The organism is Vibrio sp. 1CM7H, from assembly GCF_023161645.1.
GTDB lineage: Bacteria > Pseudomonadota > Gammaproteobacteria > Enterobacterales > Vibrionaceae > Vibrio > Vibrio diabolicus.
Window position 1 is genome coordinate 428,829 of the sequence record NZ_JALNTV010000001.1, and the last position, 12,372, is coordinate 441,200.

The window sequence follows — 12,372 nt, forward strand, 5'->3', positions numbered from 1 at the left end:
GCGCAGAACGTGAAGATGGACTTTAATCTCGCCCTAAAACTCTACACCGCAGAACAAGTAAAAAACGGTGAAACGCTGGCAGCGCAAATGGCTGGTGTTTCTATGTATAGCTTAATGCAACGCGCAGGTATGGCTGTGTATGAGCGTTTTTTACACTTGTATCCCAAATCAAAAAATATCTTGGTCATTTGTGGCAAAGGGAATAATGGTGGTGACGGATACGTATTTGCCTCGCTTGCTAAACAAGCGCAACTCAATGTACAGGTTTTCCAACTTGGTGATGTGACTGCGCTCAAAGGTGATGCTTTACGCGCATATCAAGATTGGCAGTCCATCGATGGTGTTAACAATGATTGGGATGAGTGGAATACCGCATTGCTAGAAGCCGATGTGATCATTGATGCTATGTTAGGCACTGGTTTAAGTGGTGAGGTTCGTTCGGAGTACCGTCGCTACATTGAGCAAATCAATCAAATTCACACCCCAGTGATTGCAGTCGATATTCCTTCCGGGTTGTGTGCAAATACAGGTGCTATTTTAGGCGATGCCATTCATGCTGAGCATACTGTAACCTTCATTGGTGTTAAGCAAGGCTTGTGCACCGGACAAGCGAGAGATCGAGTTGGTGAACTCCACTTTTGTGGATTGGGTGTAAATATTGAGTTTGATTCTATCGAAGTAGAAAGTGCACTAGGTATTGATCATCAGGTTGTTTCAAGGTTAATGCTCAAGCCAAACCCGACAGCACACAAAGGTGACAATGGCAAACTACTTTGTGTCGGTGGTAACCAAGGTATGTCAGGAGCGATTCGTTTATGTTCCTCCGCAGCGGTTAGATCCGGAGCGGGTTTAACTGCCGCAATTACTCACCCGAGTAGCCTTATTCCGCTACAGATTGGCTGCCCAGAAGTAATGAGCCAAAGCATCACCGCCGACTTACTCAGGGATACTGAGAATGACTTAACCAAACGCATTCGCTGGGCTGAAGTATTGGTGTTTGGTCCAGGTTTTGGTGATGATGAGTGGGCTTATCAAGCCTATCAATATCTGGCTCAAGAACAGAAACCTAAAGTTGTTGATGCTGATGGGCTCAATATTCTAGCGATGCTAAGCCAACGATGTGATGGCACTTTGGTGTGCGACAACCAGCGAGTGATCACGCCGCATCCTGGAGAGGCAGCTCGACTATTAAATGTGACCACTCAACAAATAGAAAATGACCGATATTCTGCTGCAAGACAACTGCAAGAGCGTTATGGCGGTGTGGTGGTTTTAAAAGGTGCGGGAACGCTTATTTACGATGGAACGAGAATGTACGTCTGCCTAGCGGGTAACGCCGGAATGGCGACGGGCGGAATGGGAGATGTGCTATCTGGTGTTATTGGTGCGTTGCTAGCTAAAGGGTTACCCATTTCCATTGCGGCACGTTTAGGTGTGGTACTCCACAGTCATGCTGCGGATATAAACGTGAGTCAGCATGGTCAAATTGGTCTTTTGGCAAGTGATGTTATAGGCACACTTCGTACCGCTATTACTCAACAAATCGATAGGACGTAGCTAGATCTCGCCCATCACTATGAAAAAATGATCGATTTTTTGGAGTACTTTTTCCGAATTAGCAGCGCATCTTAGTATTAGGTGATTGAGTTTTAGGCAGATTTGAGAGGTGATGCGTTTTCATTTTAAAGGTATGACGCAAAGGTTTGCGCAATAGGTTAACTTAAACGTTTTCTTAAGTTGTTGATAATTATAAATAATGAGAAAAAATAACGACTTGAGGAGTGTTTTTGATATGCGATTATCAAGATGGTATCACAAAAAAAATTCAAATATCAGACTTGTAGGAAATAAATCACAGCCTATAATGCTGAAAACCGGAGCGTCTGCCAACGCTCCGGTTTTTTTGTGTCCGAAGAACAGTGAACTCGTCTGCCAACGAAATCACTACGCACTCTGAGATGACACATATACATATGAATCAAGGAATTACACAATGCGTATCGAACAAGAACTTAAGTTAGGTTTTAAAGATGTACTGTTTCGCCCGAAACGTTCTACCCTTAAGAGCCGTTCTCAAGTAAATTTAACCCGCGATTTTACATTCAAGCATAGTGGTCGTCAATGGTCTGGTGTGCCTGTAATCGCAGCAAACATGGATTCGGTTGGTAGCTTTGCAATGGCTAAAGCGCTAGCTGAGCATGGTGTAATGACTGCTGTTCACAAACATTACACGGTAGAAGATTGGGCTGAGTTTGCTAAATCAGCCGATAAAGCAACCCTGAATAACGTAATGGTGTCTACGGGAACATCTGACGCGGACTTCCAAAAAACCAAAGATATTATGGCGCTTTCAGATGAATTTATTTTCATCTGTATCGACATTGCAAATGGTTACTCAGAGCATTTAGTCGAGTATGTTGAACGCGTGCGAGCAGAGTTCCCAGACAAGGTGATTTCTGCGGGTAACGTGGTTACTGGTGATATGTGTGAAGAGTTGATCCTTGCTGGTGCAGACATCGTGAAAGTAGGCATTGGCCCTGGCTCAGTTTGTACAACTCGTGTAAAAACGGGCGTTGGTTACCCGCAGCTTTCTGCAATCATCGAGTGTGGCGATGCAGCGCACGGTCTTGGTGGCATGATCATCGGTGACGGCGGTTGTTCATGCGCAGGTGATGTATCCAAAGCATTCGGCGGCGGTGCGGACTTTGTTATGCTAGGTGGCATGTTAGCGGGCCACGAAGAGTCAGGCGGCGAAGTGATCGAGAAAGATGGCGAGAAGTTCATGAAGTTCTATGGAATGTCGTCGAAGAGCGCGATGGAGAAGCACTCAGGTGGTGTCGCTGGCTACCGTGCGGCCGAAGGTAAAACCGTATTATTGCCATACCGTGGTAGCGTTCACGGCACTATTCAAGACATCCTTGGCGGCGTTCGCTCAACTTGTACATACGTGGGTGCAGCAAAGCTTAAAGAGCTAACCAAGCGTACTACATTCATCCGCGTTCAAGAACAAGAGAACAACGTGTTCGGTAAAGAGTAAATCGACTGAATGTAACAAGTGTTGAAACAACCATAAATTGATATTTAAAACCATGTATTGATATTTGGTGCAAATATAATTTGATATTGCCTCTTCATAAATCTATTGCTTTTTAAGTTTATGACATTTTTTGAAGAGGCAATTTTATATCTGCTTTAGGATGAGATACTTGCTACTATCTCGGTTTAATCCAATACTGATTGAATAATATCAAATGCTTTTTCTATTTTTGGGGTAGGGATAATACCAAATCCAAATAAGAGGGCATTAGAATGATTGTTGATAGAAAAATGTGATGATGGATAAACCGCTACATTGGATGAAGCAAGCTTATTCGCCATTTTTGTCGCGCACCCCGATACTTCAGCTGCTATATGCAATCCACCTTGACTTGGAATACGTTGTAAGCAATCTATGTTGTCAATTAATTGAGTGAGTTTATGATACCTTTCGCTATAGATTTTATTCATATTAAGTAAATGGTGAGAGAAATGACCGTCACGCATGAATTCGTCAAGTAGGATTTGAGACACTACAGATGTACTTCTTCCCAAGTGCCATAACATATTTGAAATTGGCTCTATTAAAGACTTTGGTGGAATCATATATCCAATGCGTATGCCGGGAAATAGTATTTTGGAGAAACTGCCTATCATTATGACGCAGTCATTTTTGTCTTGTGACTTGAGAGCTTGCTTACTGGTATTTAGATAGTGATATTCCGCATCATAGTCATCTTCGATAATGATTGCGTTATTAACCTCTGCCCACCTCAACAGTTCTAACTTCCTTTCAACGGAGTAGCTAAAGCCTAAAGGGAATTGATGACTAGGCGTTGTATAAATAATTTTGGTATTAGAAGGGATTGATTCAACGACAACGCCTTGGTTGTCCATCGGCACGGTGCCTATTTGCGCGCCAAGCAATCGAGCTTGATTTAGAAAAACAGGATATCCTGGATCTTCCGTCGACACGAGATCCCCCGGAGAGAGTAATGTAAGGAGAGTCGTCATTATTGCCTGCTGGCACCCTTGCGTAATGATGATATCTTCAGGGTCACAGATTACGCCTCTCGAATGTCTTACATACTCGCAGATAGACTCTCGTAAACAAGCTAGTCCTTGCAAATCACCACCATGTGCAAACTCTGGAGTTAATGCATTGAGCCTACTCAGTCTTGAGTGTCGCCAAATATGCTTTGCTATTCTCTGATGATCAGGAACGCCTAAAGTGAAGTCATAGTCTAGATTCTTTGGTGCGATGATCTCTGGCTTCTTCGCTGCGTTAGTGCCAAACACCCCTAGTTGGTAGTGTTTTATTGGTCTCTTATCTTGATTCACCGTTTGTTCTAGAACATTACTTACGTACGTGCCAGACCCTGCCTTTTTTACTATCCACCCCTCGAACTGAAGTCGCTCATACACCGAAATGACAGTGTTTCTTGCTATGCCTAACTTTTTAGACAACATGCGAGTCGACGGTAATCTCTCATTTGATCGTAATCTGCCTTCTAATATCCCTTGGTATATCTCGGAATAAAGCTGTTGGCTGGTGACTTTTCCAGTTTCGAAGTGTAGTGAAAATGGCATCGTTTTCTCTGTAGACGTTGAAAAGTGGTTCTAAAGCGTTGTGAGGATGTGGATCTGTATATACCAAGTATATCTACCTAGTATACCGTTATCGTGATATGGAGAAAGCGTAATTGAGTACACTATTTCCCCATTTTGCAAACGGATGTTACTTACATTCGTATCTAATCGGCCTACCTATCAACGGTGATCAGGTTTAAACCTGTTTATATCGCACTAAAAATTTGAAGATACAGTGTTATTCATCGGGGGTTAACGATTGGAGTTCTTCAAGTCAGGATTGCTTTTATATAAAAAGCTAAAAGCCTTGGAATAAACTAGAAATTAATTATAAGTGAAAATTAAAAATTGAGGGTTCAATGAAATTAAACAATGCCTTGGTGGCCATTTTATCGCTCACTTCTTTCGTCACGTTTGCGAAAACGGAGTTAACGGTTAGCAGTCAATTAAAGAACGTAGTTGATGAATGTGCTAAAGGATTAATCAACGAATACGACATTCCGGGGTTGGCTGTTGCGGTAACGATTGATGGTAAGCGTTATTTTTACAATTACGGTTTCGCTGACGAAAGTAAGGGGAGTTTAGTCACTAACGACACAATTTTTGAACTCGGCTCTATCAGTAAAACTTTTGCCGCTACTTTGACTGGGTACGCCCAAGCAAAAGGTAAGCTGAACATGGATGACAAGGTTAAGGATTATATTCCAGTATTAGAAAATAGTGTTCTGGGAAATACCAAGCTAGTTCATGTCGCAACCTACACTGCAGGTGGCCTACCATTGCAATTCCCTAGCGAAGTAACGAACGACGCTGAAATGATGCAGTACTACAAAACGTGGAAACCGGAGTACGAAGCCGGTACTAAGAGGAAGTACTCAAACCCTAGTATTGGTCTATTTGGCTACATCGGTGCCTTGAGTATGAAGTCAGACTATACGGAAATGATGGAAACCCTAATCCTGCCTAAGCTCGGTATGGCTAATACGTTTGTCGATGTACCAAAGGATAAGCTTAACAACTATGCTTTTGGTTATAGTTCTGAGGGAAAACCCGTTAGAGTTAATCCAGGTATTCTTGATGCACAAGCCTATGGTATTAAATCAACAAGCTTAGATATGCTTCAATATATCGAAGCAAATATGGGTCAAGCGCAACTTAATACTGATATAGAAAATGCGCTAGAGCGAACTCATACTAAGTATTTTGATACCGACACGTTTACACAAGCCGTAGGATGGGAAGGTTATGATTACCCCGTTTCACTTTCGCAATTATTGAAGGGTAACTCCAGCGATGTAATTCTCAACGCTAAACCGGTTCAAGCAAGTGTATCTGGTACTCTCGGTCGTGACGTTTGGTATAACAAAACGGGCTCAACAGGTGGCTTTGGGGCATATGTCGCGTATGTACCCTCTGAAAAAATAGGCATAGTGATTCTGGCGAATAAAAACTACCCTAATGCAGAAAGAGTAGAGGCTGCCTACAATATTATTAGCTCGGTGGTGAAGTAAATTATAGTGGTAATAGGCACTACGTAATTATTAGAGCTTATTTAGATACATACTATCTGCATTGTTTTATTCGATAGTATTTATAGGAGTATTCATGAAAACTAAGCATTGGTCTAAGGTGACTTTGCTACATGAAGTTGTTACGAATCCAAATATAACGATTAAAGGTAAACATAGTTATTACAGTGATTGTTGGGACGCGGGTTTTGAGGAGTCCGTTGTAAGATATCTACAAGGCGATGAGTTCAGTCGAGATTGGGAACCAAAATGGAAGATTGATAAGTTACATATAGGTGACTTTGTCTGTATTGCAGCGGAAGTTGTGATTGTTATGGGGGGAAATAGTACACATAGAGCTGATTGGTTCTCCTTGTACCCATTTATGGACTTTATTGAAGAAGCGTATGTCGGGAAAGGAGATACTCACATTGGCGATGGCGCCTGGCTCGGTATGCGATCCATGATAATGCCGGGTGTGACTATCGGAGAAGGAGCAATCGTTGCGGCAAACAGCGTGGTGACGAAAGATGTTGAGCCTTACAGCATGGTTGCAGGCTCACCAGCTAAGCATGTCAAATATCGCTTTTCTCGAGAGACGATAGACGAACTGCTCGCCCTTAGGATATATGATTGGCCTGATAAGAAAATCGACAGCCTGAAGAGATTGTTATGTTCAGACGATTTAGAAGGGCTGAAAAAGGCAAGCGCTGAATACGATAGAAACCATTCAGAAGAGTGACGATGTCACTATTTTAAAAAACAGAAGAGGCTCATATAGAGCCTCTTTTTAGTGTGATGGATATCTGCAACCACCACACTTCCTTATCAACTCATCATTCAGCAAGTCGCCACCTAGAATCGGAAACCTTTTAGTTTCATCTTTGCAGGAAAGGTTACCTCAGTAGTTGGCTCTTTCAATTGTTAGCAGAGACGCTCATAACTGTTTTGTTTGAGCAATTCGGTTAAGTCGCCTTGACCATATTTTAGAGTTGCTTGGTGTTTTTGATGTTGAATGACCTGATCAAAAGTAGGTCGAGTCACTGAACGAAAAACGCCCACGGGTATGGGAAAGTCTGGATAGCTCAAGTTAGCAAGCGCATAAGCATAGTATGACTCCTCGCATTGACTGGAGTGGAGCAAAAGGTTCGGGGCCTCTGATTCGACAATCTCGAAACCAAACCCTCTATTGATCAACGCTTTTGAGTGTGTTTTACCAAACAATAACGGTTCATTATCTGAGAGATAAAGTAGATGTTCGCTTCTATTAGCTGGGCCGTTGTAAGGTTCGTGCACTTTATCGTTAAAAATGACGCAGTTTTGTAGGATTTCAAGCACAGCAGTGCCCGAATGCGCGGCAGCAGCCTCTAACACCATCGTCATGTGTGTAGGATCATTGTCTGATGTTCGTGCTATGAACGTAGCACCTGCGGATGCTGCTAATGCCAGAGGTTTAAGCGCTTGATCGGGAGAGCCTTCAGGGCTCGACTTAGAAATGAAGCCCTGTTCGCTTGTCGGGGAAAATTGGCCTTTGGTCAGTCCATAGACAGCATTATTAAAAAGCAAAATTTTAATGTCTTGGTTGCGTCGAATCGCGTGAATAAAGTGATTTCCGCCAATACTCAGTGCGTCACCATCGCCGGTTACGACCCAAACATCTAACTCTGGATTGCTCGCTTTTACACCAGTAGCGATGGCAGGGGCACGGCCGTGAATCGTATGAAATCCATAAGTATCGAGATAATAAGGAAAACGAGATGAGCAGCCAATCCCTGAGATGAATACGGTGTTCTCTTTAGTTCGACCTAATCGTGCTAGAACGGATTGCATCGTTTTTAATACGTTAAAATCACCACAGCCTCGACACCATTTGACTTCAACATCAGATGCGAAATCTTTGCGGTTGAGTACCTTAGTCGTCATTTTTAATATCCTTCAGGTGGTGGTTAATAGACTCAATGACCTCGTGAACTTTGAATGGTAACCCCTTAACTTGGGTTACGGAGCGTGCAGAAATGGCATATTGTGAGCGAATCACTTTGACGAGTTGTTGGTTATTCAACTCAAAAACAAGCACATGTTTGAATTGGCTAATGATCTCTTCCAAATTGATTGGAAACGGGTTTAGATATTTAATATGGGCGTGGGCAACCGATGCGCCTTGATTTCTCAGATGCTCAATTGCGGTCGACACAGAACCTTGCGTGCCTCCCCAACTTAGCACTAGCAGTGAGTCTTGAGTACTGCCTGTTAGCGTTTGTTTAGGGATGAAATGGCAGATGTTATTTATTTTTTTTGCTCTTTCATCAGTCATGCGCTGGTGGTTTTCAGGATCATGAGAAGGGTTGCCAGTAATCGCTTGCTTTTCTAACCCTCCAATGCGGTGCATTTTCTCTTTTGTACCAGGCGTGACCCACTCTCTGCTGTAATACACCTCATCACGGGCATAGGGATAAAACGGGCTTATGTTTGCTTTTGCTGCCTCGGCAGTGAGCTTAATCTCATCAGGGTTGGGCACGAGCCAAGATTCGGAGCCGTTTGCTAAGTAGCCGTCACTCAATAAGATCACTGGCGTCATAAATGTAGTAGCAATTCGACAGGCCTCGATTGCCATGTCAAAGCAGTCTGCAGGAGAGGCAGGAGCCAACACTGGGAGTGGTGAATCTCCATTTCTACCATACAAAGACAAAAGCAAGTCTGATTGCTCTGTTTTAGTCGGTAGGCCAGTTGAGGGGCCTCCACGTTGTACGTTGATAACAACCATTGGCAACTCCGCCATCACGGCAAGGTTAATGGTCTCTGCTTTCAAACATAATCCAGGGCCAGACGTTGATGTGACTCCTAAACCGCCAGCATAAGATGCACCTAAAGCTGAACAAGCAGCTGCAATCTCATCTTCTGCTTGGAATGTCGTGACCCCAAAGTGTTGATAGGTTGATAGTGTGTGTAGAATATCTGAGGCGGGTGTTATGGGGTAAGAGCCCAAAAATAGCTGGCGTTGGAGTTTTTCTGCTGCGCATATTAACCCAAGCGATAATGCTTCGTTCCCTGAAACAGTACGATACAAGCCAGCATTATCTGCTACGGGAGCAACCTGAAAACAGTCGCTGAATATTTCGGTTGTTTCAGCATAATTAAATCCCGACTTTATGGCTAAAGTATTTGCCTCTCTCGCTTGCGGATTGTCAGCGAATTTATTATTTAGCCATTCAATGGTCGGTTCTAGCGGACGGCTGTAAATCCATAAAACAATACCAAGCATAAAAAAGTTTTTGCTTCGCTTCACTACTTTAGGCGCAATGTTTAACTCAGAAAGAGATTGAACGGTTAAACGCGTAAAACTGTCACTAATCACTCGATAATCTGCGAGGCTACCATCGCTCAATGGGTTAGATTCATAGCCAGCAAGCTCAAGGTTTTTTTTATTAAAACCATCGAGATCAATAAGCACCAAACCGCCTTCAACGAGTTGTGAGATTTTGGTTTTTAATGCAGCGGCATTCAGAGCGATTAAGACTGAAAAATCGTCGCCAGGAGTATAAATCTCTGTTGAGGCAAATTGCATCTGAAAAGCCGATACTCCAGATGTGGTTCCTGCCGGAGCCCGTATCTCAGCTGGATAATCAGGTAACGTCATGACATCGTTTCCTTGTTTCGACGAGTTGTCTGAAAAGCGTTCTCCAAGTAATTGGATACCATCTCCAGAATCGCCAGCAAAACAGATCACTTCGCGTTTAAGTTGAATTATTGTCATTAAAACCTCTTACCGTGTTAGAGCAAGTTCAGTATGTTTCATTGCACTTAATGAGATGCAATGGAATTAAAGGTTGGAGAAAATGCCGTAAGCCCGAGCATTCTGAGTGTAGAGTTAATGGTGTTGGCTTTATTTGTCGTCTCTGAGGTCAGTAGAAATATCCATAGCTAGGTATGCTTTTCCGAAATACTAGAAAAGTTTGCATGACACAAAAATACTTTTTCTGTCATATTAGATGTGATTATTTTTCATTAATTGTGAGCGTTATGGATAAGCTGTCATTAATAAAGTTGTTTGTATCTGTTGTGGACTTAGGGAACTTTACAGCAGTCGCGAATCAATTAGGGCAGTCGCCTTCTACTGTTAGTAAAGCGATTGCTCGCCTAGAACAGGATTTGGGTGTTCGTTTAGTGCACCGTACAACACGTCAACTCCAGCTCACTGAAGCGGGGTTTAACTACCTTGAGACGGCAAGAGAAGTGATCAACTTGCTCAAAAGTAGTGAAGAGCAGCTTCATCAAAGTATTGCATCTCCGTTTGGTACACTTCGTGTCAGCCTTCCTTTATCGTTCGGGCAAAACTATATAACTCCGCTGATTCCAGAGTTTTGCGAACGTTACCCTGAAGTGAAGTTGGATCTTAGCTTTTCCGATGAATACACCAGTATATTGGAGAGTGGGATGGACGTTGCTATTCGAAGCGGGAGACTAAATGACAGCAACCTGATTGCGAGGCGATTATGTCCTATTGATATGGGTATGTTTGCCAGTCCGGAGTACATAAAGAAGTTTGGTCGGCCTCAGAGTGTTGAAGCACTTAACCAGCACAAATGGATAATGTACCGCTATAAACAATCGGGGCGCTTGCTTACCTTGACGATGCCTTTAGATGGGCAATTAGTAGAATTTAGTCCTACACATCAAGTGACAGTAGACAATGGTTATGCGATGGCCTCTTTAGCGAGTTTAGGAGCAGGGATTGCTCTGATGCCCCAATATCTTGCTCGAGACTTAGTACAGCAAGGTAAACTGATGTTGGTTTCTGAACCTCAAAGAACCGATGGTCAAGGTGTCTATATATACTATCCAAGTCGTAAGTTTGTGCCCGCGAAAGTAAAAGTGTTTATCGACTATATTATTCATAAACTTGATGAACAGGGAGAGGCGATCAACAGCAGTTGGATGCTGAACCATTAAAGCTCTTACTGGAGGATGATGGCTTTTTCTGAAGTCTAAGCGTGTTACGTGCCAGCAAGTTTTCTACATTCAGTTGTGCCCACAAAAATATTAACTCATGGGCTGCAAACAAAGATTCGAATCACTAAGAGCCACATATAGCGGCTCTTTTTTGTCCTGAACTTGGAAAGTGGCGACAGGTCTTGAAGCGCTCAGAGGGTTACGAGGACTCGCTTCAGATAAATGAAGAAAGATCGAACCGAAGTATTTTATTGCCGATTTGACTGCCTATACCGTTGCCATTCCGCTGTTAATTCTGCTTTTTCTTTTCTCGCTGCAATCAGCATTTCTATATTAACGTCAGTGTTTGGGTGCTTTTGAATGTATCGCTCGTAATCAACCGGAATACCATTAATGTGCAGTTCAAGGTGTAAATGCGGCCCTGTTGTTCTTCCTGTGTTACCCGTTTTTCCTATCACTTGTCCTCGGCTGATCTTCTCGCCAACGTGGACGTTGCGTTGAGATAAGTGTAGGTAACGTGATACAGAGCCATTTGTGTGGCGGATATTAATGTAGTTGCCCGCAAAACGGTTGTAACGAGACTTTAAAACGATACCATCAGCAATACTACGAATCGGTGTACCTACTGGTGTTGCATAGTCAGTGCCTAAGTGCGGAGTCGTTATATTAGTTACTGGGTGTGTTCGTTTTAAGTCATAGCCAGAGCTTACTCTGTAGCTTTTATCAAAGGGATCTGAAAATCGGAGTTTATTTTTTATTGACACGCCATGTTCATCAAATATGTTACCTTGCCCATCATTGATAATAAATAAATCGGTTTTACTACCTAAATAGTAAAAAGAACTAATATAGGTTTCATTTCTACTATTTAACTTAGTTCTTAAGATAAAATGGTCATCTCTCTTAACTGAATCAATAATATTAAAGTTACTTTTAATAAGGGCCAATAGAAAATTAATCTCTTTTTGACTTATCCCTGATTTTAACAATGAAGCGACAAACGAGTACTCAACCACACCTATGGTGATTTTTTGTCTAAGAGTACCCACCTCAAAAGGAGCTTGAACTTCCTCATTTTTGAACTCCAAAGGCTTAACGGTAGGCAGTCTATCCATGGGAGTGAGGATGTGGTGAGAAAGAGACACGCCAATAAAAATGAGTAAGGCAATGGTGAGAAGGGTTGCGGTAGGAGTTCGCACACTCCTTTTTATTATTAAAATAGTCATTAGTTTTGGTGCTTTATCAAGGCTGACAGTTGTGCGTAGAGTATAATATTTTAAACAAAACC

The 12,372-nt window shown here is 42.6% G+C and carries 9 protein-coding genes; 5 read left to right on the top strand and 4 right to left on the bottom strand.

Annotation, left to right across the window (positions count from 1 at the left end):
• Positions 1 to 15 precede the first annotated feature (15 nt).
• Positions 16 to 1,557: an NAD(P)H-hydrate dehydratase gene (locus MSG33_RS01940; RefSeq protein ID WP_248379598.1), complete on the top strand. Its 1,542-nt coding sequence runs from the start codon at positions 16 to 18 to the stop codon at positions 1,555 to 1,557.
• A 436-nt stretch (positions 1,558 to 1,993) separates the two neighbouring features.
• A complete protein-coding gene (locus MSG33_RS01945) occupies positions 1,994 to 3,037 on the top strand; it encodes a GMP reductase (protein WP_005396079.1) in 1,044 nt (347 codons plus the stop codon).
• 185 nt (positions 3,038 to 3,222) lie between these two features.
• Here the strand turns inward: MSG33_RS01945 and MSG33_RS01950 are convergent, their stop codons facing one another.
• Positions 3,223 to 4,626, bottom strand: a complete 1,404-nt coding sequence (locus MSG33_RS01950) for a PLP-dependent aminotransferase family protein (protein ID WP_248379601.1) — start codon at positions 4,624 to 4,626, stop codon at positions 3,223 to 3,225.
• A gap of 359 nt (positions 4,627 to 4,985) precedes the next feature.
• Here MSG33_RS01950 and ampC point away from each other — a divergent pair, with 359 nt between their 5' ends.
• Both ampC and MSG33_RS01960 read left to right on the top strand, forming a co-directional pair.
• The gene (gene ampC / locus MSG33_RS01955; RefSeq protein ID WP_248379604.1) at positions 4,986 to 6,137 is read left to right on the top strand and encodes a class C beta-lactamase; all 1,152 of its coding nucleotides are present in this window, start codon (positions 4,986 to 4,988) and stop codon (positions 6,135 to 6,137) included.
• Positions 6,138 to 6,231: 94 nt separating this feature from the next.
• Positions 6,232 to 6,876 carry a CatB-related O-acetyltransferase gene (locus MSG33_RS01960; protein ID WP_047008178.1) on the top strand — a complete coding sequence of 215 codons (645 nt, stop codon included), beginning with the start codon at positions 6,232 to 6,234 and terminating at the stop codon, positions 6,874 to 6,876.
• 182 nt (positions 6,877 to 7,058) lie between these two features.
• Here MSG33_RS01960 and MSG33_RS01965 read toward each other — a convergent pair whose 3' ends face one another.
• Positions 7,059 to 8,057 (bottom strand): 2-oxoacid:ferredoxin oxidoreductase subunit beta, encoded by a 999-nt coding sequence (locus MSG33_RS01965; protein ID WP_248379607.1) that lies wholly within the window; start codon positions 8,055 to 8,057, stop codon positions 7,059 to 7,061.
• Positions 8,047 to 9,888 (bottom strand): 2-oxoacid:acceptor oxidoreductase subunit alpha, encoded by a 1,842-nt coding sequence (locus MSG33_RS01970; protein WP_248379609.1) that lies wholly within the window; start codon positions 9,886 to 9,888, stop codon positions 8,047 to 8,049. The genes MSG33_RS01965 and MSG33_RS01970 overlap by 11 nt, the downstream gene beginning before the upstream one ends.
• A 266-nt stretch (positions 9,889 to 10,154) precedes the next feature.
• Here MSG33_RS01970 and MSG33_RS01975 point away from each other — a divergent pair, with 266 nt between their 5' ends.
• On the top strand, positions 10,155 to 11,084 hold the full coding sequence (locus MSG33_RS01975; RefSeq protein ID WP_006741107.1) for a LysR family transcriptional regulator: 930 nt from the start codon (positions 10,155 to 10,157) through the stop codon (positions 11,082 to 11,084).
• A gap of 248 nt (positions 11,085 to 11,332) precedes the next feature.
• Here MSG33_RS01975 and MSG33_RS01980 read toward each other — a convergent pair whose 3' ends face one another.
• On the bottom strand, positions 11,333 to 12,310 hold the full coding sequence (locus MSG33_RS01980) for a peptidoglycan DD-metalloendopeptidase family protein (protein ID WP_248379611.1): 978 nt from the start codon (positions 12,308 to 12,310) through the stop codon (positions 11,333 to 11,335).
• Positions 12,311 to 12,372: the final 62 nt, after the last annotated feature.

Coding starts and splice junctions, on each gene's coding strand:
- MSG33_RS01980 (WP_248379611.1), bottom strand. CDS start 12,310: ATGACTATTTTAATAATAAAAAGGAGTGTGCGAACTCCTACCGCAACC.
- MSG33_RS01970 (WP_248379609.1), bottom strand. CDS start 9,888: ATGACAATAATTCAACTTAAACGCGAAGTGATCTGTTTTGCTGGCGAT.
- MSG33_RS01950 (WP_248379601.1), bottom strand. CDS start 4,626: ATGCCATTTTCACTACACTTCGAAACTGGAAAAGTCACCAGCCAACAG.
- ampC (WP_248379604.1), top strand. CDS start 4,986: ATGAAATTAAACAATGCCTTGGTGGCCATTTTATCGCTCACTTCTTTC.
- MSG33_RS01960 (WP_047008178.1), top strand. CDS start 6,232: ATGAAAACTAAGCATTGGTCTAAGGTGACTTTGCTACATGAAGTTGTT.
- MSG33_RS01940 (WP_248379598.1), top strand. CDS start 16: ATGGACTTTAATCTCGCCCTAAAACTCTACACCGCAGAACAAGTAAAA.
- MSG33_RS01975 (WP_006741107.1), top strand. CDS start 10,155: ATGGATAAGCTGTCATTAATAAAGTTGTTTGTATCTGTTGTGGACTTA.
- MSG33_RS01945 (WP_005396079.1), top strand. CDS start 1,994: ATGCGTATCGAACAAGAACTTAAGTTAGGTTTTAAAGATGTACTGTTT.
- MSG33_RS01965 (WP_248379607.1), bottom strand. CDS start 8,057: ATGACGACTAAGGTACTCAACCGCAAAGATTTCGCATCTGATGTTGAA.